This is a genomic window from Nocardiopsis sp. NPDC006139, from assembly GCF_040614155.1.
GTDB classification, from domain to species: Bacteria; Actinomycetota; Actinomycetes; order Streptosporangiales; family Streptosporangiaceae; genus Nocardiopsis; species Nocardiopsis changdeensis.
Window position 1 is genome coordinate 19,271 of the sequence record NZ_JBEXTT010000020.1, and the last position, 21,967, is coordinate 41,237.

General features: G+C 74.9%; 19 protein-coding genes. 8 read left to right on the forward strand and 11 right to left on the reverse strand.

Going from position 1 to position 21,967, the window contains the following annotated elements:
• Positions 1 to 15 precede the first annotated feature (15 nt).
• Positions 16 to 1,299 carry an ArgE/DapE family deacylase gene (locus ABZ249_RS23775; RefSeq protein WP_355266717.1) on the forward strand — a complete coding sequence of 428 codons (1,284 nt, stop codon included), beginning with the start codon at positions 16 to 18 and terminating at the stop codon, positions 1,297 to 1,299.
• 16 nt (positions 1,300 to 1,315) lie between these two features.
• Here the strand turns inward: ABZ249_RS23775 and ABZ249_RS23780 are convergent, their stop codons facing one another.
• Complete coding sequence (locus tag ABZ249_RS23780) at positions 1,316 to 1,534, reverse strand: hypothetical protein (RefSeq protein WP_355266720.1); 219 nt, start codon at positions 1,532 to 1,534, stop codon at positions 1,316 to 1,318.
• A gap of 67 nt (positions 1,535 to 1,601) precedes the next feature.
• On the reverse strand, positions 1,602 to 2,894 hold the full coding sequence (locus ABZ249_RS23785; protein ID WP_355266723.1) for an MFS transporter: 1,293 nt from the start codon (positions 2,892 to 2,894) through the stop codon (positions 1,602 to 1,604).
• A gap of 283 nt (positions 2,895 to 3,177) precedes the next feature.
• On the opposite strand from ABZ249_RS23785, the gene ABZ249_RS23790 reads away from it, so the two are divergent.
• The 6 genes from ABZ249_RS23790 to ABZ249_RS23815 all read left to right on the forward strand — a co-directional run bounded on the left by ABZ249_RS23790 (position 3,178) and on the right by ABZ249_RS23815 (position 8,583).
• Complete coding sequence (locus ABZ249_RS23790) at positions 3,178 to 4,080, forward strand: helix-turn-helix transcriptional regulator (RefSeq protein WP_355266726.1); 903 nt, start codon at positions 3,178 to 3,180, stop codon at positions 4,078 to 4,080.
• 213 nt (positions 4,081 to 4,293) lie between these two features.
• Complete coding sequence (locus ABZ249_RS23795) at positions 4,294 to 4,869, forward strand: hypothetical protein (RefSeq protein ID WP_355266729.1); 576 nt, start codon at positions 4,294 to 4,296, stop codon at positions 4,867 to 4,869.
• Positions 4,870 to 5,238: 369 nt separating this feature from the next.
• Entirely contained in the window at positions 5,239 to 5,739 is a 501-nt protein-coding gene (locus ABZ249_RS23800; protein WP_255647224.1) for a sigma-70 family RNA polymerase sigma factor, read from the forward strand.
• A 97-nt stretch (positions 5,740 to 5,836) separates the two neighbouring features.
• Positions 5,837 to 6,460: an SCO family protein gene (locus ABZ249_RS23805; RefSeq protein WP_355266732.1), complete on the forward strand. Its 624-nt coding sequence runs from the start codon at positions 5,837 to 5,839 to the stop codon at positions 6,458 to 6,460.
• 71 nt (positions 6,461 to 6,531) lie between these two features.
• Entirely contained in the window at positions 6,532 to 7,752 is a 1,221-nt protein-coding gene (locus ABZ249_RS23810; RefSeq protein ID WP_355267005.1) for a Dyp-type peroxidase, read from the forward strand.
• A gap of 147 nt (positions 7,753 to 7,899) precedes the next feature.
• Positions 7,900 to 8,583 carry a copper chaperone PCu(A)C gene (locus ABZ249_RS23815; protein ID WP_355266735.1) on the forward strand — a complete coding sequence of 228 codons (684 nt, stop codon included), beginning with the start codon at positions 7,900 to 7,902 and terminating at the stop codon, positions 8,581 to 8,583.
• Between the two features lie 54 nt (positions 8,584 to 8,637).
• Here the strand turns inward: ABZ249_RS23815 and ABZ249_RS23820 are convergent, their stop codons facing one another.
• Positions 8,638 to 10,068, reverse strand: a complete 1,431-nt coding sequence (locus tag ABZ249_RS23820) for a PepSY-associated TM helix domain-containing protein (protein WP_355266738.1) — start codon at positions 10,066 to 10,068, stop codon at positions 8,638 to 8,640.
• Positions 10,069 to 10,185: 117 nt separating this feature from the next.
• Positions 10,186 to 10,794 (reverse strand): hypothetical protein, encoded by a 609-nt coding sequence (locus tag ABZ249_RS23825; RefSeq protein ID WP_355266741.1) that lies wholly within the window; start codon positions 10,792 to 10,794, stop codon positions 10,186 to 10,188.
• Between the two features lie 310 nt (positions 10,795 to 11,104).
• Here ABZ249_RS23825 and ABZ249_RS23830 point away from each other — a divergent pair, with 310 nt between their 5' ends.
• Entirely contained in the window at positions 11,105 to 11,947 is an 843-nt protein-coding gene (locus ABZ249_RS23830) for a glycosyltransferase family 2 protein (protein ID WP_355266744.1), read from the forward strand.
• On the opposite strand, the gene ABZ249_RS23835 is transcribed toward ABZ249_RS23830, so the two are convergent.
• The 7 genes from ABZ249_RS23835 to ABZ249_RS23865 form a co-directional block, all read right to left on the reverse strand.
• Positions 11,925 to 12,809: an aminoglycoside phosphotransferase family protein gene (locus ABZ249_RS23835; RefSeq protein WP_355266747.1), complete on the reverse strand. Its 885-nt coding sequence runs from the start codon at positions 12,807 to 12,809 to the stop codon at positions 11,925 to 11,927. The two genes, ABZ249_RS23830 and ABZ249_RS23835, sit on opposite strands and share 23 nt — an antisense overlap.
• A gap of 115 nt (positions 12,810 to 12,924) precedes the next feature.
• Complete coding sequence (locus ABZ249_RS23840; RefSeq protein ID WP_355267008.1) at positions 12,925 to 13,557, reverse strand: histidine phosphatase family protein; 633 nt, start codon at positions 13,555 to 13,557, stop codon at positions 12,925 to 12,927.
• Positions 13,557 to 14,663 carry an ABC transporter ATP-binding protein gene (locus tag ABZ249_RS23845; protein WP_355266750.1) on the reverse strand — a complete coding sequence of 369 codons (1,107 nt, stop codon included), beginning with the start codon at positions 14,661 to 14,663 and terminating at the stop codon, positions 13,557 to 13,559. The genes ABZ249_RS23840 and ABZ249_RS23845 overlap by 1 nt, the downstream gene beginning before the upstream one ends.
• A 38-nt stretch (positions 14,664 to 14,701) precedes the next feature.
• Positions 14,702 to 16,480 carry an iron ABC transporter permease gene (locus ABZ249_RS23850; protein ID WP_355266753.1) on the reverse strand — a complete coding sequence of 593 codons (1,779 nt, stop codon included), beginning with the start codon at positions 16,478 to 16,480 and terminating at the stop codon, positions 14,702 to 14,704.
• Between the two features lie 32 nt (positions 16,481 to 16,512).
• Positions 16,513 to 17,679, reverse strand: coding sequence for a substrate-binding domain-containing protein (locus tag ABZ249_RS23855; RefSeq protein WP_355266756.1), 1,167 nt, complete (start codon positions 17,677 to 17,679; stop codon positions 16,513 to 16,515).
• An 85-nt stretch (positions 17,680 to 17,764) separates the two neighbouring features.
• A complete protein-coding gene (locus tag ABZ249_RS23860; RefSeq protein WP_355266759.1) occupies positions 17,765 to 18,592 on the reverse strand; it encodes a MurR/RpiR family transcriptional regulator in 828 nt (275 codons plus the stop codon).
• A gap of 428 nt (positions 18,593 to 19,020) precedes the next feature.
• Positions 19,021 to 21,855, reverse strand: coding sequence for a BTAD domain-containing putative transcriptional regulator (locus tag ABZ249_RS23865; RefSeq protein WP_355266763.1), 2,835 nt, complete (start codon positions 21,853 to 21,855; stop codon positions 19,021 to 19,023).
• Positions 21,856 to 21,967 lie beyond the last annotated feature (112 nt).

The following is a 21,967-nucleotide window of genomic DNA, read 5'->3' on the forward strand; positions in this document are numbered from 1 at the left end:
AAGACAGGAGATCCCGTGAACCTCGCACCCGACGTCATCGCGCGCATCGAAGCGGCCGTCGACGACGCCTTCGAAGCCCAGCTGGCCTTCACACAGGAACTCGTGCGCCACCCCTCCCTGCGCACTTGTGAGTCCTCCGCGCAGGACCTGATGTACGAGGCCATGGCGAGCAGGGGGCTGGCCATGGACCGCTGGGAACTCGACCCCGAGGAGATCGCCGCCCACCCGGGCGCCGGAAAGATCAAGGTCTCCTACGAGGGCGTCGAGAACGTGGTGGGCACGTACACCCCGGCCGAGGGCGGCGGCCGCTCGCTCATCCTCAACGGCCACATCGACGTCGTCCCCGAAGGCCCCCTGGAGGAGTGGTCCCGGTCGCCCTGGGACGCCCCGATCATCGACGGCTGGCTCTACGGCCGGGGCAGCGGCGACATGAAGGCGGGGCTGGCGGCCAACCTGTTCGCCTACGACGCCGTGCGGGCGGCGGGCTTCGCGCCTGCAGGACGCATCCACTTCCAGTCCGTGGCCGAGGAGGAGTGCACCGGCAACGGCGCGCTCGCGACGATCCAGCGCGGGTACACCGCCGACGCCGTGCTGATCCCCGAACCCGAGGAGGACATGCTCGTCCGCGCCAACGTCGGCGTCATCTGGTTCACGGTCCGCGTCGCGGGGCACCCCACCCACCCCAGGGAGATGTCGGCGGGGTTCAACGCGATCGACGCGGCGCACCACGTGATGGGTCGGCTGCGCGGGCTCGAACAGCGCTGGAACGACGAGAAGGGGCGGCACCCCTACTTCGAGGACCTGGACCACCCCATCAACTTCAACCTCGGCGGGATCACCGGCGGCGACTGGCCGTCCAGCGTTCCGGCCTGGTGCGAGCTCCAGGTCCGGGCGGCGATCTACCCCGGGGTGAGCGCCGACGACGCCTGGGAGCAGATCCAGGGGGTGCTGCGCGACACCACCACCGACGACGCGGGCCACCCCATCGAGGCCGTGGGCGAGCGGACCGGCTTCTACGCCCAGGGGTACGTCCTGCCCGAGGGCACGGACGCCGAGAACGTGCTGCGCAGCGCCCACGAGGCCGTCTTCAAGGACGAGCTGCGCACCTTCACCACCCCCGGCTACCTCGACGGCCGCGTCTACGCCCTGTACCAGGGGATCCCGGCGCTGGTCTACGGGCCGGTCTCCGAGGCCATCCACGGGTACGACGAGCGCGTGGACGTCGAGTCCGTGCGGCGGATCACCAAGTCCATCGCCCTGTTCATCGCCCAGTGGTGCGGTCTCGCCGAGACCCCCTGACCGCCCCGGCCGGGGATCAGGCGGACAGGTGCGGGACCCGCGCGGCGACACGGCGCGCGGTGCCGGGCGGGTTGTGGGGGGTGGCGGTACCGGTGGGGCCGAGCCGGAGGAGCCGGCAGAGCGCGACCAGGCGGCGGAACCCGCGCACCTGCTCGGCCTCTCCGGACTCCAGGTCGAGCCGGGCCGGCAGGGCGCCGGGGGCCGGGGCGCCGGGGGCCGGGCGCCGCGAGGCCATCGCGGGTCGTGTCCGCCGTCGGGTGGAGCGGCGGGGCGGGTGGTCCGCCGCCCGGTCGGCGCCGGGGTCAGGTGGGGCCTTCGGGGCGCGCCGGCCGGTCCGGTCCGTCGGCCGGGTCCCGGCCGGGACCGGTGCGCGCACGGCGCGCGGTGATGAGGCCCAGGGCCGCGGTCGGGACCAGGGTGAGCGCGATGACGGCCGTGCCGACCGCGGCCGGCCCGTCGAGCCCGAGCGGCGAGGCCAGGGCGGCCCCCGCGGCCGGGGTGACGGCGGCGGTGCCGAGGTTGAACGCGGCGACGCTCAGCGCGGACCCCGGCGACGCAGCCCTCCCGGCGAAGCGCACGGCGAGGTGGATGAGCACGCCGTTCGCGCTGAGCCCGAACAGTCCGAGCAGCGCGATCAGGACGACCATCGCCCAGGACGAGCCGGAGAACACGAGGATCGAGGCCACCAGCACGGTCGACACCACCGGGGTCGCGATCGTCACCGCGTGCGGATGCCCGTCGCCCAGGCGCCCGGCGACGAGGGTGCCGATGAACGAGCCGACGCCGAAGACGGTGAGCACCAGGGGCACGGCCGCGGCGGGCACGCCGGACCGGTCGGTCAGGAGGGGCGCGATGAAGGAGTAGACCGCGAGGACGCCGCCGCTGGTGGTGGCACAGGCGGCCAGCACGAGCCACAGCCGGACGGACAGGAGCCCGGCCAGGTCCGCGACGAAGGACGGCCTGTTTCCGCTGGCGGGCTCGTCGCGGGGCACCGACCGCAGGACGAGGACGGTGACGAGCGCCGCGGCGGCCGCCAGGGCCCAGAAGGTCCCGCGCCACCCGGCCAGCTGGGCGATGTAGGCCCCGGCCGGAACGCCGAGGACGGTCGCCAGGGAGCCCCCGGCCCCCACGACACTGACGGCGCGGGAACCCAGCGCGGGACCGGCGGCGCGGCTCGCGACCACGGCGGACACGGCCCAGAACGCGCCGGTGGCCAGGCCCGTGAGGAACCGGGCGACCATGATCTGGTCGACGTCGGAGACCAGCGCCACCCGGATGTGCCCGGCGACGAAGACCCCGAGCGCCAGGATCAGCGTCAGCCGCTGGGAGAGCCGGGCCGTGAGCACCGTGATGAGCGGTGCCCCGACGATCATGCCCACGGCGAAGACCGTGATGAACGATCCGACCCGCGCGGGGGAGACGCCGAGGTCCGCGGCGATGTCGGGGAGGATCCCGGCGACGACGAACTCGGTGGTGAGCATCAGGAACGTGCCCACGGCGAGGACGTGGGCGACGATGGGGAGGCGCCTGCGTTCGGGAGCCGTCCGGTCGGTGGAGCCGCCGGAACGGGAGGCCGTGAGGGCTTCGGTTCGCATGGGTGAACCTCGCATGGGGTCGTGGTGCATGGGATCGCGGTGTGCGTCGGCCGCTCTCGTGGTGACCGGTGCGGTGGCCGGGGTGTCCGCGCTCCGGCCGCGGGGCGCGGTCGGAGCGGGATGAGCGGGCCGGGATCGCGCGGGCGATGGCGGGACACCGCGAGGTCCCGCGGTCGGCCGCCCCTCCACGACACCACGCCCGCCGCGGGAGGGGGAGACCCGCCCGGTGGGGGTACCGCCAGGGACTCCCTCGTGACGGGGGCGGCCGCCTACCGTTGGAGACATGGACAACCGAGCAGAGGTCCGCGAGTTCCTCACCACCCGGCGGGAGAAGGTCACCCCCGACGACGTGGGGCTGCCCGCGGGCACGAACCGGCGGGTGGCGGGGCTGCGCCGCAGCGAGGTCGCGACCCTGGCCGGCGTGAGCGTCGAGTACTACACGAAGCTGGAGCGCGGCGCGATCAGCGGCGCGTCCCCGGAGGTCCTGGACAGCATCGCCAGGGCGCTGCGGCTGGACGACGCCGAGCGGGCCCACTTGTTCGACCTGGCGCACGCCGCGAGCCCGGTGGCCCGGCCCCCGCGCCGGCGGAGCACGAAGTGCTGGCGGCCCCACCCGAGCCTGCAGTGGACGCTGGACGCGGTCACCGCCGGGCCCGCGTTCGTCCGCAACGGCCGCATGGACCTGCTCGCGGCCAACGCGCTGGGCCGGGCGTTCTACAGGGACACCTACGCCATGCCCGGGCAGCCGCCGAACATCGCCCGGTTCACCTTCCTCGACGGGCGCGCCCGCGAGTTCTACCCGGACTGGGACGCGTTCGCCGAGATCACCGTCTCGATCCTGCGCACCGAGGCCGGCCGCGACCCGCACAACAAGGAGCTGCACGACCTGGTCGGGGAGCTCTCCACCCGCAGCGACGAGTTCCGGCGCCTGTGGGGCGCGCACAACGTGAGGCACCACGGCACGGGGTTCAAGACGTTCCACCACCCGGTCGTCGGCGAGATGACGCTGGCCTACGAGGGGCTGAACATGGAGGCCGAGCCCGGCCTGACGCTGACGATCTACGCCGCCGAGCCCGGTTCGCCGTCGGCCGAGCGCATGCAGCTGCTCGCCTCGTGGGCGGCCGGCGAGGAGGACGCGCAGTCCCCGGCGGCCGCGGACGAACACCGCTCGAAGCCCCGCACCTGACGGGCGCCGCCCGCGTCCCTTGCCGACCGGATGCCGGCCGGAGCGGTGCCGTCGGCCACGTGCGGGACCGGCCGTTCGCGTGCGGGTGCCGTGCGGTGCGCGCACCGGGCGCGACCCGGAGCACGGCCGTCCGGTACGCCCTGCGGGAGGCACCGGGCGGAGGACCGGACCCGCCGCAGCCCCCCTTGACGGCGGTGAGACCATATCGGTGAGATGACCGAGAACAGAGCGTGCCGCCCGCTGCGCGCCGGGGTGTTCACCCTGGTGTGCGCGAGCCTGTCCGCTCACGGGCACGCGCTCTCCTCCGGTCACGACGTCCCGCTCCTGGGCCTGCTCCTGGGCGCGGCGGTCGTCTTCGCCATGGCCTGGGCGGCCACCGGCCGGCGCCAGGGTTGGGCCGCCCTCACCGGGTGGATGCTGTGGGGCCAGTTCGCCCTGCACGTGGCGTTCAGCTACGTCGGGTCGTTCGGCGTGCCGCACACCGCGTCGCACTCCGGCCAGGTCGTCGCCGAGGCGGCGGCGCCCGCCTGGACGATGATCGGGATGCACGTGCTCTCGGCCCTGGTCAGCGCCTGGTGGCTGCGCCGGGGGGAGAGCGCACTGTTCTCCTTCCTGCGCTTCATGGCGCTCACCTTCCTCCCGCTGCTGCTGGTGCTGGGCGCCCTGCCCGCACCGCGGGGCCCGGTCGCCCTCCGCCCGCGGAGCGCCGACGCGCCCGCCCGCATCCGCCTGCCCTACCTGCGGCACAGCCTCATCCTGCGGGGGCCTCCGGTCCCGTCCGTCGCCTGAGACCCCGCGTTCGCCCCGTGCGCCGGAACGCCGGGGCACGGCCGTCCGTGCCGTGACCCGCCCTCCGCCGTGCGGTCCCGACAGCTCCGCCGCTTTCCGCGCCGTGTCGGGAGGACCGTCGAGCGCGCCGTCCGGGCGTCCGTCGATCCTCCCCTTCCGGGGCGCGCCGCCCGAGCGGCCGCCCCCTCGACGAGTACGCGCGCACCCGGGCCGGCTCCCGGCCCGGCGACCGCGCGGACGGCGACAGAAAGAACGGACATGCTCTCCCTCTGTGAGGCCGCCTCCCCCGTGCCCTTCGACGGGGCAGTCCGCCCCGCCGACCCCGCCCGCCCCGACGGGGCCGCGCACGGCGAACTGACCGTGCTGGCCATGCGCGCCAAAGAAGGCACCCGCGAGGCGCTGGAATCCCTCTTCGAGCTCACCCGCGACGATGTGGTGCGGTTCATCGCCCGCCGGGTCGACCCCGCGTGGGTGGACGACCTGACCCAGGAGACCTTCTCCCGCGCCCTGCGCGGCCTGGCCCACTACGCGGGACGCGCCCCGGTGCGCTCCTGGCTGTTCTCGGTGGCGCGCCACACCGTGGCCGACCGCTACCGGCTCCAGGGCCGGACCCCGCGCCACAGCACCGTGGACGAGTGCGCCGAGACCGGGGCGCTCGCGGAGCCGGGCCGGTTCGACGAGTACCTCGCCCTGCTGGACCTGCTGGACGCCCTCCCCGAGGACCGCAGGACGGCCTTCGTGCTGACCCAGCTCCAGGGGATGCCCTACGCCGAGGCGGCCGAGGCCATCGGCGCCCCCATCGGAACGGTGCGCTCCCGTGTGGCGCGCGGCCGCCGCGACCTGCTCCGGATGCTGCGCCAGGCGGCCTGACCCCGCCCCGGGCGGGACCGCGCCGCCGTCCCACCCCACCCGGACCCTCCCTGTCCCGGTCGACCGACGACCGGGCCCCGACCATGGAACGAGAACGATGACTTCCCGCACGCGCCCGACGCGCGCCCTGACCGCCGCGCTCTGCGCCGCCGTACTGGCCGCGGCCACCGCCTGCTCCCCGGCCGACCCCGTCACGGAGGCCGGGTACTACCTCGACCTGTCCGACGACCCCATGGCGGCCTCGGCCGTCGAGCTGGCGACCGTCGACGGTGAGCCCTGGGGGTTCACCGACGTCGCCGACGACCGGCTGACCCTGCTCTTCTTCGGCTACACCAGCTGCCCCGACGTGTGCCCCATGACCATGGCCGAGATCGACCTCGCCCTGGGCCAGGCCGGGGACGCCGCCGACTCCTACGACGTCGTCATGGTCAGCACCGACCCCGGGCGCGACACCGACGAGCAGCTGCGCTCGTGGCTGGACCGCTTCGACCCCGCCTTCCAGGGGGTGCGCGGGGACATCGACGCCACCGTCGAGGCCGGCCGCGACTACGGGATCGCCATCGACCCCCCGCAGGAGACCGACGGGCAGTACCTGGTCACCCACGGCGGGCGCATCGTGGTCCTGCTGCCCGGCGGGGAGGCGGCGGGCATGTTCGACGAGGGCACCGAGGCCGACGAGATCGCCGCCCTGCTCCCGGCCCTCGCGGACACGCTGCTGTGAAACGCCGCACCGACACCGGGACCGGAACCGGTACCCACGGCGGCACCGGGGGCGGGCTCGCCCGGCGCGACCTGATCACGGCCGCGGCGGCGGCCGGGGCCGCCGGCCTCGCCACCGGTGCGGCGGCCGCCCACGCCGCCGCCGCGCCCCGGGACACCGGGGAGCCCGACCCCGCACTCGCCCCCGCCCGCTCCCGGGCGGGGGCCCGCGGCGGCCTGCCCCCGGCACTGCTGACACCCACACCGTCGCAGGTCCACCTGGTCGCCGTGGACCTGCGGGCCGACCCCGGGGCCCCGGCCCGCGAGGCCGCGCGCCGGGTGCTGCGGATCTGGAGCCGGGAGGCCGCCGCCCTGCACGAACACGGGCTGGCGGCCCTCGTCGAGGGAGCCCCCTCCCAGGGGCTGCGCCCCGCCTCGCTCGGCGTGACCCTCGGCCTGGGGGCCTCCCTGCTCGCCGCGGCGGGGCTGGCCGACCGGGTGCCGCCGCACCTGGAGGACCTGCCCGCCTTCGCCGCAGACCACCTGGAACCGGCCTGGTGCGGCGGGGACCTGCTACTCCACGTCGGGGCCGAGGACCCGGTCGTGCTGTCCTCCGCCGTGGGGCACCTGCTCGGCGCGGTCGCGGCCGACGTGAGGGTGCGCTGGTCCCTGGCCGGGTTCCAGCGCTCCGCCGCGGCGGCCGACGACCCGTCGGCCACCCCGCGCAACCTCATGGGGCAGATCGACGGCACGGTCAATCCGCGCCCGTCCGACGCCCTGTTCGGCCCCCAGGTCCTGGCCGCGCACCCCGAGCCCGCCCTGGCGTGGATGGACGGCGGCACCTACCTCGTCGTCCGCCGCATCCGGATGCTCCTCGACGACTGGTTCACGCTGGACCCGCGCGACCGCGAGGCCGTCATCGGCCGCCGCCTGGACACCGGGGCACCCCTGGGGGGAGCGGCCGAGGGCGACCGCCCCGACCTGGCCGCGACGGGGGACGACGGTTCCCCCGCCATCCCCCTCGACGCCCACATCAGGCTGGCCGCCCCGGAGAACACGCTGGGCGCCCGGATGCTGCGCCGCGGCTTCTCCTACGACCAGGGCTGGGACGCCCGGGGACGGCGCCGGGCCGGACTGCTCTTCACGGCCTGGCAGGCCGACCCCCGCACGGGGTTCACCCCCGTGCAGCGTGCGCTGGACGAGGGGGGCGACGCCCTCGGCCCGTTCATCCGGCACGAGGGCAGCGCCCTGTTCGCGGTCCCGCCGGTGCGCGGGGACGCCCCGTGGACCGCGCACGACCTGTTCGGCGGGTGAGGGCGCGCACCGGCGGGAACCCGGGCGGCCCTGGAGACGACTCCTGTGACGGGCCGCCCGCCCCGACCGGCCACACGCCCACGACCACGGTCACGAACGCGTCCGCGATCGTGACCACGACCGCGACCACGAGGAGACCCGAGCACCATGCCGTCCCCGCACGTCCCGCCCGCCTCGCGCACCCCGCATGGCCCGAACTCCCAGCACACCCAGCACGCCTCGAGCGTCCCGGATGCCCCGCGCGGCCGGTACGTCTCTCGGGTCCCGGATACCCCGCAGGCCCCGCGCGTTCAGCGGGCCCTGCGTCCCGCCGGCGTTTCCGCGGCGCTGGTCGCCGCGCTGCTGTTCGCCACGGCCTGTGGGGCCGCCGAGGCGCCCACGGTCGCCGATGCCTCCCCGGAGGCGTCGCGCGGCCACACGGTGGCGGGGGACCTGGAGGTCTCGGGCGCGTGGGTGCCCGAGCCCGCCAACCCCGAGGTCGCGGTGCTGTACCTGGAGGTGGCCAACGCCGCCGCCCGGGACGCGGCGATCACGGGCGTGTCCACCGACGCCTCGCCCGACGCCGACCTGTGCAGCACCGAGACCACGGACTCCGGGGCGTCCGGGATGCGGGTGGTGGAGGAGATCCCCGTGGCCGCCGGGGGAGCCACCGCCCTGGTGGACGGCGGCTACCACATCATGCTCAACGACCTCCCCGAGCCCCTGGAGGTGGGGGACCAGGTGGAGGTCACCCTCACCTTCGACGGCGACCGCGAAGCGGTGTTCACCGCCCCGGTGGAGCCCATGACCGCCGGGAGCGCCCCCGAGGCCGACCACGGCGGACACCACTGAGCCCGCGGCCGCCCGCACGGGCACGCCCGGCGGCGGGCGCGCCCGTGCGGCCGTTCACCGGGCGTCCGACCCGACGGCCGGGGCCTCCCGCACCCTTCCGCCGGGGTCCGCGGAGTCCGGGCGGTTCCTGCGCGCCCGCCACCCCAGGAGGACGTCCACGGCGAGGAACACCGCCAGGGACGCCCCCAGCAGCGGCACCGCCCAGCCGGTCACCGCCAGGACGGCGACCACCCCCGCCTTCCACGGCCAGGGCAGCGACCGGAAGGACCCGCGCGGGTAGGGGCGGCCCACCCCCAGGGCCCGGCCCCGGGTCGGCCGCCGCTGCCACCACATCCGGTACCCCCAGAGGACGACCGCGACCAGCCCGCCGGCGACGGCGGTGAGCACGATCTGGTTGGGCACCCCGAACAGCACACCCATGTGCGCGTCGATGCCCCACCGGCTCAGCTTGGCCATGAGCGGGTAGTCGGAGAAGCGGACCACGTCGACCACCTCCCCGGTGTCGGCGGCGATCGCAGCGGAGTCCACGCTCGTCGGCCAGGACCGGTCGACCTGGGTCACCGTGTAGGGGGCGGCGGGGTCCTTCGGGAAGGAGACCTCGACGAGCCCGTCCAGGCCGGCCTCCCGGGCGCTCGCCAGCACCGTGTCGACGCCGACGTCCACACCGGGGGTGGCGTTCGGGGTCTCCACCGAGACGGCGGGGGTGGTCCAGGACAGCCGTTCGCGCAGGTCGGAGATGTTCGCCCCGGCGTACTGCGACCAGGTCATGCCCGTGGCGGACAGGAACAGCAGACCCGCCAGCAGCCACAGCCCGGTCGCCCCGTGCACGGACACCGACCGGGAGCGGCCGGGCGCGGTGCCCGCTCCGGGGACCAGCAGGCGGCGGGCGCCCCCGCGCCCGCGCCGGCGCAGCGCCGCCGACACCCACAGGGCGGCCCCGCCCAGGGCGACCGCCCACAGCCAGCTCGCCGCCAGTTCGCTGTACAGGCGGCCCGCGTCGCCCAGGTGCAGGTTGCGGTGCAGCATGTCCACCCAGGTCCGCACCGGCAGCGCGCCGCTGGTGCCGTAGGTCTCCATCACCCCCAGCACCTCGCCGTCGTAGGGGTCGACGAAGACCGTCGTCCGGTGGCTCTCGGACGACGCGGGCAGGTCGAAGAGGACCCGGGTGGAGTCCCGTTCCCCGGTGGCCGGGCGGACCGCGCCGGGTTCGGCGCCCGACAGCTCCGCGCGGGCGATGCGCACCTGCTCGTGCAGGGGCAGGTGCTCCCCGCCCGGTTCGACGTAGAGCTGCTCGGCGTGCACCGCCTGTTCGAGCTGCGGCGTCCACACGTACAGCAGCCCGGAGACGGCGGCCACCAGGATGAACGGGGCGACGAACACCCCGGCGTAGAAGTGCAGGCGCAGGATCAGCGGGCGCAGCGCCGCCCAGGCGCCGCGGGTCCCGTCGGGCCGGTCCGGTGCGGGGGTGTCCGGTCGTGGGTCCACGTGATCGTTCTCCTCGGAACGGTCCGCCGGGCGCGGTACCCGGCGGTCTCTCCCCCCTGTGGTCGTCGGCGGGGCCGCCCGGGTTCCCGCGGGGCTTCGGTGCCGCGCGCCCGCTTCTCAGCGGAGGAGTGAGAAGACGACCGCCGCGACGGCCGCGCCGAGCACCGCCCCCACGACGGCCTGCGCCGGCGTGTGGTCCCGGAGGCGGACCCGGGACCAGCCGATGACCGCGACGACCGGCACCGCGACCGCCGTCGGCGCGCCGTAGGTGAGCATGAGGACGACGGAGACCCCGCCGGCCACGGCGGTGTGGAAGGAGATCTTCCACGTCAACGTGATCGCCAGTGTGATCACCAGCGCGGTCAGCATGGCGGCGACGAGCGCGAACAGCTCCCGCGGCGCGTCCAGCGACACGAGCGTCGCGACGCCCAGGGACACGCACGCGATGACCATCAGGAGGGGGACGAACCGCTGGCGGCGCTCCCGTACATGGCGGTCGGTCCACCAGCCGCGCCGGACACCGAGGATGAGGACCGTGTAGGGGATGACACCGCAGAACAGCGCGGCGAGGAGGCCCCAGCCCAGACCGGCGATGCTCCCGGTGCCGTACCACCCGACCGCAAGCAGGACGGCGACCACGAGGATACCGGGCGTGAACACCTCGGTGACGGCTCGGGCCGCCCGGTCCGCGGCCGTGGGGGTGCGGGCCTCGTCGAGCGCGGTCACAGCGGTTCCTCTGTTCTGTCGGCGTCGTGGGCGGCGGACGGGTGTCCGCGGGCGGCACGGAACGGCCGACGGGTTCTCCGGTCCGGGTCCGTCCGACCATGATCCCCGGTCCTCCCGGGGCCGGGGCCGGTGGGGCGGGCGGGGGCGGGGCGGCCGTTCGGCCTGCGCGGTCACCGGGCGTTTCCCTCACGGTCACGGGGACCGTGTCGGCCGTTGCCCTGCCTGGGGTCATATGGTCCCGGACCCGGGCGGCCGCCCGGGTCCGGGACGAGGCGGGCACAGCCGTCGCAGGACCGAGGAGAGGAAATCCGTGACCGACGTCGATATCCCGAGAAGGAGGCGCGGGAGGGCGGCCCGGGCGGTGGCGTCCGCGCCGACGGTGTCCCTGGTCATCCCGGCGTTCAACGAGGAGGCCACCATCGAGCGGTGTCTGCTCGCCGTGCTGGCGCAGACACGGGCCCCCTGGGAGGTCATCGTGGTCGACAACCGCTCGACCGACGGCACGGCGGAGACCGTCCGGCGCCTGGCCCGGGCCCACCCCGAGGCGGGGATCAGGCTCCTGCGGCAGTTCGACGCCCAGGGGCTGGTCCCCACCCGCAACGCCGGGTTCGCCGCGGCGACCGGCGACGTCCTCGGGCGTATCGACGCCGACTCCGTGCTCGCCCCGGACTGGGTCGAGAACGTCTCCCGGGCCATGGAGGACCCGGCCGTCGGGGCCGTCACCGGGCCGGTCACCTACTACGACGTGCCCCGGTTCGGGTCCCTGCCGGTGTCCGACGACCTCGTGCGGCGCACGCTCTGGCACCTGGGGAGGCGGCGCTGCCCGTTCCTCTACGGCAGCAACATGGCGATCCGCGCCACGGCGTGGAAGTCGATCGAGCACGCGGCCTGCCCCGACCACGAGGACGTGCTGCACGAGGACATCGACCTGGCCGTGCACCTCAAGCAGGCCGGTATCCGCGTCGCCTACGCTCCCCGGATGCGGGCGGGGGTCTCCGCCCGCCGGCTGGACTCCTCCCCGGCGTCCTTCCGCGCGTACACCCACCGCTTCGTCGCCACCTACGAGAGCCACGGTATCGACCACTGGACCCTCCGCGCCCCGCGCCACCTCCTCCAGGGGCTGTTCTGGGCTACCCGGCGAGGGCGGCGGTGATCTGGCGGGTGGTCTGCGCGGCGACGCGCGCGTCGGTGGCGGCGTAGGCGGTGTAGGCGTTCAGGCCGGTGGCCAGGGCCCAGCCGCGGCCGCGCAGCCAGGTGGCCCCGTCCACGCCCAGCGCCGCCCGGAAGTCGGCCCGGCGGTCGGCCGACATCAGCGTGAAGGCGACCATCAGGTCGCGGGACGGGTCGCCGGCGCCGAACCCGCCGAAGTCGATGACCGCGCTCAGGCGGCCGCCGACGGTCAGCAGGTTGCCGGTGTGGAAGTCGCCGTGGAACCACACCGGGGGCCGCCGCCAGGCCGGCGCGGCCAGCGCCGCCTCCCACACCTCCGTCATCGCCGCCGCGTCGAACACGTCGGCGGTCGCGGCGATGGCGGCGCGGGTCTCGCGGTCCCGGTCGGCCAGCGGCTCGCCGGCGAGCCCGCCGCGGGCGCTAGCGGCCGGGACCGCGTCGGGGGCGAACCGCTGTAGGGCGGTGAGGAATCCGGCGAGCCCGACGGCGGCGTCGGAGGAGTCCGCCAGCGCCCCGACGGTCGCGGGCTCGCCGTCCAGCCAGCGGGTCACCGCCCACGGCCACGGGTAGCCGAAGCCTGGAGATCCCACCGCCACCGGCTCGGGCACGGCCAGCGGCAGGTGCGGGGCGAGCCGGGGCAGCCACTCGGCCTCCTTGCGGGCCTGCCCGACGGCCCCGGCGTGCCGGGGCAGCCGGACGGACAGCTCCCCGCCCAGCCGGTGGATCACGTGGTCCGAACCGCCGGGCTCCACCCTGGTCAGGGGCAGGTCCGCCCACCGCGGGAACTGCGCGTCGACCAGGCGTCGGACGAGGTCGTGGTCGATGGCGGGGCGGACGGTTCCCACGGGCGCGCTCCTGCGTTCGGTCCGCCCGGGGCGGGCGGCGGTGTACACGGCAGGTCCCCATCCCAGCGCCTCGGCGCCCGTCCGTCCAAGGGTTTTCCCGGGCCCCGGGGCGGAGTCAGTCCGGCGGGTCCAGCGGGGACAGGGCCGGGGCGTAGTTGAACAGCCGCAGCCTGGCCGCCCCCGGCTCGGTGAGGGAGGCCGCCCCGGGGTCGACGTCCACGATGCTGAGGCTGGCCGGATGGCTCGGCACCGTGCGGGCCGGGTCGAGCCCGACGGCGGCCGTGAGCAGGGCCCGGGCCGGCCCGCCGTGGGTGACCGCCATGAACAGCTCGTGTCCCCGGGCCGCGGCGTCGCGTACGGCGGCGTCGATCCCCGCGACCACCCGCTCGGTGAGCGTGCCGAAGCTCTCGGCCCCGGGCGGGTGGTAGCGGCCCGCGCGCCACGCGGCGTACACGCCGCCGCCCTCCTCCTTGATCTCCGCCGAGTACCGCCCCTCCCAGCCGGCCAGGTACGCCTCGTTCAGCCGCGGGTCGCACGCGTCCGGGCGGACGCCCAGCACCTCGGCGGTCTCGCGCGTGCGGCGCAGCCCCGAGGTGACGACGTACCCCGGCGCCAGGTACCCGACCGTCTCCGCCAGCGCGGCGACCTGCCGCCGCCCGGTGGCGGACAGCCCGATGTCCTGCTGCCCCTGGAGGCGCCGTTCCTCGTTCCACTCGGTCTCGCCGTGGCGGACCAGGACCAGCCGCATCACAGGGCGGCCCCGGCCGCCGGGCGCCCGTCCGCGGCGTCGAAGTACGCGTCCGCCCTCTCGGGCAGGCGCACCCCGAGCCGGTCGCCGGGCCGCAGGTCCACCGGGGCGTCCCGGGAGAGGTGCAGCCGGGTCCCGTCGTCGAGGTCCGCGCCCAGCACCCACCGGTCGGCCATCGGCACCTGGTCGGCGAACGTCGCCGGCAGGCACCCGGGCCCCGGCTCGGCGGCCGGCGCGAGCGAGGCCGCGCGGTACATGGCCTGCACGGCCCCGCCCGCGACGCCGTCGGGGGCGGGGCCGCAGTCGACGCCGTACGCCCGCAGCCGCCCGTCCTCCACCCGGCATCCGATGATGTTGGCCGGGGGAGTGCCCACGAACGTCGCGGCGAACGGCGTGCGCGGCGCCTCCAGCAGCTCCCGCGGCGTGCCGAACTGCTCGACGCGGCCGTCCCTCATGAGCGCGATGTGCGTGGCCATGGTCATCGCCTCCACCTGGTCGTGGGTGACGTAGACGCTCGTCGCGCCGGTGGAGCGGTGGATGCGCATCAGCTCCCCGCGGGTCTCGACCCGCAGCCGCGCGTCGAGGTTGGACAGCGGCTCGTCGAAGAGCAGGACCCGGGGTTGCGGCGCGATCATGCGGGCGATCGCGACCCTCTGCTGCTGCCCGCCGCTGATCTCCCCCGGGTAGCGGTCGGCGAGGTCGGTGATCGCCAGCATCGACAGCACCCGCTCGGCGCGGGCCCGCCGGTCGGCTCGCGGCCACTTGGCCACGACCAGCGGCCATTCGACGTTCTGCCGCACCGTCTTGTGCGGCCACAGCGCGTACGACTGGAAGACCAGCCCGGCCTCGCGCTCGCCGGGGGCCACGGCCGGGCCGCCGCCCCGGGCGATGACGCGGTCGCCGAACCGGATCTCGCCCCCGGTGGGGTCCTCCAGCCCCGCGAGCATCCGCAGGGTCGTCGTCTTCCCGCACCCGGAGGGGCCGAGCAGGACGAGGAAGGAGCCCGCGGGGACGTCGATCGAGATGCCGTCGACGGCCGCGGTGCCGCCGAAGTCCTTGCGCAGGTCGGTGATGGTCAGGGAGGCAGCGGGTGCTCCGGTTCTCATGCCGGTCCTTTCCGCCCGTCGGTGGTCCGTCGTGGAGGTCATGGGTTCGGGTTCCAGGGTTGGGCGGCGCCTTCGAGGCGCCGGGCGAGGACGGTCGCCCCGACCGAGATCACCGCGATGACGACGGTGACCGCGTTGGCGAGCTGGGTGAAGTTCTCCGAGGAGTACTGGTAGGTCAGGACGGCCAGGACCGGCATCGCCGGGGTCGCCAGCAGCACGACCAGGGACAGGTCGCGCACCATCTGGACGAACACCAGCACCCCGCCGGTGAACAGGCCGCGGGCGGTCAGCGGCGCGATGACGGCGCCGATCCGGCGGAACAGGCCGGCCCCGGCCATCACCGCCGCCTCCTCCACGTCCCGGGACACCTGGCTCAGCGCCGAGGTGCCCGACCGCACCGCGAAGGGGATCGTCGCGGCGATCCCGGCCAGCACCAGGATCGCGAAGGTCCCGTACAGGCTCGGGAACGGCCCGATGGGCGCCCCGAACTGCGCGATGAACGCCGCCCCGAGCGCGATGCCGGGGATGAGGAACGGCACGAAGGAGACGACTCCCAGGGTCGCGGGCAGCCATCCGGTGCCGCCGGAACGGGTGACGGCGTAGGAGACGAGCAGCCCCAGGACGCCGGCGCCGACCGCCACGCACACCCCCAGGAGCACCGTGTTCCAGGTCGCCTGGAGGATCTGCGGGTTGCCGAGGATCCCCGGCAGCCCCTGCGCGAACGCCGGGTCGGAGTCACCGATCCAGTAGTGGAGGGTGAACCCGGAGGCGAAGTCGTTGGTGCGCCGGGTCAGGGAGCTCAGCACGAGCACCGCGCCGGGGACGACGGTGGTGCACACGACCACCAGCCAGGCGAGCGCGGCCGTCGGCCGGGTCCACGGACCGAGGTCGACGCTGCGGCGGCGGCCGCCCTTGCCGGTGATCGTCGCGAAGCTCCGCCGGCCCCCGGTGAGGCGGGTCGAGGCGTACATGATCATCGCGGCCACGAGGATGAGCACGATCGACAGCACGTAGCCGCGCACGACGTCGCCGGTGGAGATCGCCCCGTACAGCCGGGTCGAGAGCGTGTGGAACCGGACCGGCAGCCCCAGGAGCGCCGGGGTGACGAAGTTGGAGACCCCCTCGGCGAAGGCCAGCAGCGCGCCGGACACCATCGCCGGGGCCACGACGGGCAGGGCGATGTCGCGGGCCACGCGCAGGGTGGAGGCCCCCGTCAGCTCGGCGGCCTCCATCAGGTCCCCGTTGACGCTCGCCAGGGCGGCGGCGATGAGCATGAACGACAGGGAGAAGTAGTGGGCCGTCAGGGTCGCCGCGACCGGCACGGGCCCCCAGGCCAGCCAGTCCGGGACGGCGACCCCGAGGTTCGTCAGGATGCCGGCGGAGCCGCCGATCAGGTCGTTGCGGAACACCGACTCCCAGGCCAGCGCCAGGGCGAAGCTCGGCAGCGCGAACGGGATCGTCGCCAGCAGGCCGAGGACGCCCCGCCCGGGGATGCGGGTCATCACGACCACCCAGGCGAGGAATCCGCCGATCACCGTGGAGCCGACGGCGGTGGCCGCGCCCACGAGGATCGAGTTGCCCATCGGCCGCCACAGGAGGTTCTCCGACATCGGGCTGGCGAAGACGTCGGCCCACGCCCCGCGCCCGTCCTGGGTGAGGGTCGTGTTGACCAGCCCGGCGAGCGGCGCCACCACGAGGACGGCCAGGACGAGCAGTGTGCAGGCCCCCAGCACCGCGGTGGGCCGGGTGAGGGCGGTCCGGGCGCGGGCCGCCGTGCGGCCGGCCGCGGTGCGCCGTGGGGAGGGTGCCGTCGGCATGGCGTCCTTTCGTCGCTGCGCTGGCGGGGGGCTCACAGGGTGAGCAGGAAGTCGGCCACGCCGTCGCGGATCCGGGCGGTCTCCTCCGGGACGATGTCCCAGGCGCCCAGCTCCTCCAGGGGGGCCGCGTCCGCGGGCTCGGCCATGTCGGTGCGCACGGGGTAGTCGCCGGGGACGTAGAACGGCTCGTAGGCGGGGCCGCCGGTCTCGGAGCCGTCGCCCATGAGGAAGTCCGCGACCAGCCGCGCGGCGGCCGGGTTCCGGGCGCCGTTCACCATGCCGATGTAGGCGGGGAAGGTGATGCCCGGCGACGGGACGGTGCCCAGGGACGCCTGGAGGGCCCAGCCCTCCTCCTCGTTGTCCCGGCGGTCGGAGTACGAGGTGATGCCGACCGGCGGGTCGTCCTGGCCGGTGGCGCCCACCGCCTGGTTGACGTTGTCGGTGTCGTCGACCAGGACCAGCCCGTTGGCGTACAGGTCCTTGATGAACTGCTGCCCGGCGTTCTCGACGCCCTCGTCGAGGACGACCTCGGTCCCGAAGTGCTCCCGGTGCGCCTGCGCCATCTCGTCGGACCGCCGGACGATCTCCGCCATGAGGTCCAGGTAGTCGCCGCGAACGGAGGGGTCGACCATGACGACCCGGCCGTTCCACTCCTCCTCGGTGAGCTGCCACAGGTTCTCGACCGGGCTGCCGTCGGGGTGGGCCTCCTCGTTGTACATGAGGATCTTGGTCGAGAGCCGGTTGGCCAGCAGCGGCTCCCGGTACTCCCGGGGGACGCTCTCCGCCAGGCGCGGCGGGACGTAGTTCCGCAGGATGCCGCCCGCGACGAGCTCGGTGACGACCACCGGCGCGTCGGAGATGTAGGCGACGTCCGCGGACGGGGCCCCGGCCTGCGACTCCGACCGCAGCCGGGTGATCTGCTCGGAGGAGGCGATGTCGTGGCCGATCAGGTCGATCCCGGGGTACTGCGCCTCGAACGCCTCCTCGACGGAGGCGATGCGGGAGGTGAAGGAGTAGACGGTGACCGACCCCTCCTCCGTGGCCAGTTCCACGAGCTCCTCGTGGGTGGCGTCGTCGAGTTCGTGGGGTTCGGCGGCCGTGTCGGCGGCGGGGGCCTGGGGGGTGCCGCCGCCGCAGGCGGTGAGGGCCGCGGCGAGGGAGAGGGCGACGGGGGCGGAGAGCATTCCTGACAAGCGCATGACGGTTCCTCGGTGTCGGTGGGCGCGCTGGTGGAGGGATGGGGGGACGGCGCTGCCGCCGTGCCGGGGCTTTCGGACCGTGCGGTCAGTCGAAGTCCGCGAGCAGGCCGTCCAGGCGGTCGAGTGCGGGCAGGACGGCGTCCGGGTGCCGCCGGGCGATGGTGAGCACGATGGCGTTCGCGATCAGCATCGGGACGCTGAGGGAGGAGAAGCCCTCCTGGTGCCCGCGCGGAGCGGACAGCACGGTGGTCGGGGCGGGGTCGAGGGTGTGCAGGGTGTCCGTGACGAGCACGGAGGGGGCGCCGACGGCGGCCGCGTGGGCGTACAGGTCGGTGAGGTTGCGCGGGGCGCGGCGGAAGGCGAAGGAGACGACGGCGTCGGACTCCGACATCGCCAGGAGGCGTTCGGCGACCTCGCGGCCGGGCCCGGTGAGGTTGACCGACCGCATCCCGAACCGGCGCAGGCGGCCGTCGAGGAGTTCGGCCAGGACGGCCGCGTTGCCCCGGGCGAAGAGGTAGACCGTCCGGGCTCCGGCCAGGAGGTCGGCGACGCCGTCGATCTGCGACTGGTCCACGTGCCTGACGACCGCGGACAGCGATTCCAGCTCCGTGGCCAGGAGCGTGTCCAGGACGAGCCCCGGCTCGCGGAGCTCCTCCCGGAAGCGGTCCCCGGCCCCGTTGAGGCGGTCCTCGCGGTCCTTGCGCAGGTCGTCCCGCAGCTCCGGGTACCCCTGGTAGCCCAGTCGCTGCGCCAGGCGGGTGGCGGCGGCCGCGTGGACCCCGGCGCGCCGGGCGACGTCGCCGCCGCGCCAGAACGGAGCCTCCGCCGGGTGGGCGAGGATCTCGTCGAGGAGCACGCGGTCGGACCTGGTCAGTCGGTCGCGGTACTCGTTCACACGCTCGGGGAAGGTCATGGCCGTCACGCTACAGCAACTTTAATTGCAGAGATAGGAATCTTTGCAACTTTACTTGCGTTTCATCGGTCCGTCACCCTCCGGACGGGCGCGCTTCCCCTGGTCAACGCCCTGCGGCGGGCGCGGTCGGGTCCTGCCGCAAGAGCTTGTACAGGCCGGCTTCGGCGGGGCCGTGGGGGGTGGCGGTCAGGCCGTGGGGCGCGGGCGTACGAGGGCCCGGCCCGGTGGCCTCCCGCGTCGGCGGGGGCACCCGTCGGCGCGGGACCGCGGCCCGACGGCCTGTTCGGACACAGGGGGCGGGGCGCGGGTCCGGCGGACGGGCGGCGCCCGGACGGAGGACGCCGCGGGGCCGGGAGGCGCCTCGTCCCGGGCCGGGGCGATCGCGGTGGCCGCACCCTCCCGCGCCCGCCCGGCGCGTCACCGAGGGGTCAGGACGAGGCGCGGAGCCTCTCCTCGGTCTCCCGCACCTGTTCCGTCCGGTGCTGGGTGCGGTAGAGGTCCAGGGCCCGCAGCCAGGCACCGCGGGCGGCCTCCGTCTCGCCGAGGGCGTGGTGGGCCTCGGCGATACCGCTGAGCGTGTTCGCCTCCTCGAAGGCGTCCTTCAGGGCCCGGTGCACCTGAAGTGCCTGTCGGTAGTGTTCGACCGCCTCCGTGTGGCGGCCCGAGCGGGTGGAGATGTAGCCCAGGCTGTCCAGGGAGGCGGCCTCACCCACCCTGTAGCCCAGTGCGCGCGCGGCCTCCAGCGCTTCGAGGCAGCATTCGCGTGCCCGCTCGTACCGGCCGAACCGCGCGAGGAACCAGCCCAGGTTGTTGAGCGCTCCGGACACCCACATCGACTGTCCGGCGCTCCGGTACAGCTCCAGGGACCGCTCCGCGGCTTCGACGCCCTTCTCGTCGCCGGTGAGGATCGCCATCAGCACGAAGGTCTGGAGCGTGTGCGCCTGGTTGAGCAGGTCCCCGGTCTCCTCGAAACCCTTGAGAGAGCTGGTGAGGTGGTCCAGAGCCTCCTCGCCGGGACGCCCGGCCAGAAGAAGGGCGGAGGCCAGGCCCCGGTGCGCCATCGCCCGCATCGTCAGGGCGTCCGGACCGGTGAGCCCGGCCGTGGAGTCGAGCCCGACGCGGCGGAGTTCGATGAAGTCCTCGACCCGTCCGCGGCGACGGACGTAGGAGTTGCAGTCCCAGCACAGCCGCCAGACCTGTCGGTTCAGGCCCAGGTCCGAGGCGAGCCGGACCACGGCCGGAAGCCAGGACCATTCGGTGGTGAACCACTCCAGCGCCTCGGTGTCGTTCGCCATACCGGGGGCGAGCGGGTGCCCGTCGGACGGTCCCCCGGCCAGGGACGAGGGGACTTCGTGCGGGTTCAGGGCGCTGTTGGCGAGGGTGGTGGTGTGGACGTAGAAGTCGACCAGGGAGCGCAGGGCCTCGCGGCGCTCCTCCTCCGGAAGGTCCCCCTCGGCCCGCTCCCTGCCGTACAGGCGGACCAGGTCGTGCAGTTCGTAGCGGCCCGGTACCGGCTGTTGGACGAGGTGGGCCGACTCCAGGGTGCGCAGCAGGGTCCTGGTGCGGGCCGGGCCGTGTCCGGCCAGGGCCGCGACGGCGGTCAGTCCGATGTTCTGGCCCGGGAGCAGGCTCAGCAGGTCGAGCAGGCGTGCCGCCGCGCCGGGCAGCGCCCGGTGGGAGGCTTCCAGGACACCGCGCAGGGAGGTCCCCAGGTCGCCGGTGTCCAGGGCGTCCAGCCGGGTCTCGGCCTCCCGCAGTTCGGAGGCGAGTTCGGCGAGCGGGAGGTGCGGGCTCCCCGCGGCGCGGGCGGCGGCGACCACCAGGGCCAGGGGGAACCTGTCGCAGCCGGTGATGATGGACTCCAACGCTTCGGGTTCGGCCGCCACACGGTGCTCCCCGATCCGGGCGGCGAGCAGTCGGCGTGCTTCGGCCGGGGTGAGCGGGCCCAGATCGACGGAGCGGGCCCCCTCGGTGGCGACCAGGCCGCTGAGCCGGTCGCGGCTGGTGACCAGGACGACGCACGAGGGGGAGCCGGGGATCAGGGGGCGCACCTGCCCTGCGTCGCGTGCGTTGTCCAGCAGGATCAGCATCCGCTTGCCCGCCAGGAGGCTGCGGTACAGGCCGATCTTGGCCTCGGTGCTGGTCGGGATGGCCTTGTTGTCCACGCCCAGGGCGATGAGGAAGTCGTGGATCGCGGATTCCGGCTGTGTCGCGGAGGTACTCGGGGAGAAGCCGTGCAGGTTCACGTAGAGCTGGCCGTCGGGGAACCGGTCGAGGTTGTCGTGCGCCCACCGCAGGGCCAGCGAGGTCTTGCCGATGCCGCCGATGCCGGAGACCACGGTGACGGGGGCCGCCTCGGCTTCCGGAGCGGTGTCGAGCGCGGCGAGTTCCCTGCCGCGTCCCGCCAGCAGCGGCGGCGGCGCGGGGAGCTGGCTCGGCAGGGGGACGGGAGGGGGCTCCACCGCAGAGGACGAACGGACCGCGGAGAGGGCCGTCGCCGGGGACGGGGCGTCCAGTGCCGGGTCGGTGTTGAGGATCTTCAGGTGGAGGTCCCGGAGTTCGGCCCCGGGGTCGGCGCCCAGTCCGTCGGACAGCGCGCCGCGGATGCGGTCGTAGTGCTCCAGTGCCTGGGCGGCCCGTCCCTCCCGGTACAGCGCGAGCATGAGCTGGCCGATCAGCCGTTCGTCGAGCGGGTGCGCCCGGGCCAGGGAGAGCAGGTCGCCGAGGCGTTCGGCCTGCCTGCCCTGGCGCAGCAGCAGCTCGTTGCGGTCCAGTTCCGCCCGCAGGCGCTCCAATCGCAGGCTCTCCCGGAACTCGTTGACCCAGGGGCCGTCCAGGGTGCCGAAGGCGTCGGCCCGCCACAGGGCGAGCGCCTCCTCCAGGAGGGGCAGGGAGGCGTGCTCGGTCGGGGCGTCCCGCGCCCGGGCGGCGAGTCGGCGGAAGCGGTACAGGTCGACGGTGTCGAGGGCGTCCCGGCTCAGGGAGAGGACGTAGCCGCCCGGGCGGCGGCCGACCGCCGCGTCGTCCCCGGCCGTGGACAGGGCGGTGCGCAGCCGGGAGACGTAGCTGTAGAGCGAGGACCGCGCCCCGTCGGGCGGCACGTGCCCCCAGACCCGGTCGATGAGCCGGTCCACCGGGACCGTGCGGTTGACGTCGGCCAGCAGTCCGACGAACACGGACTGCCGCCGCCCGTGCCCCAGGTCGACGGCGCGCCCGTCGATCCGCGTCTGGATGTCGCCGAGTACGGAGATCTCGACCGTCAACGCCACTCCCGGGCTGGAGAGAAAGGGGACGCCTGCGGGTCCGGTACGCGGGAGCACAGCGATACCTGGGGTCCCAGGAGTTTACTCTCCGAAGACCGTTCCGGAAGCCGTG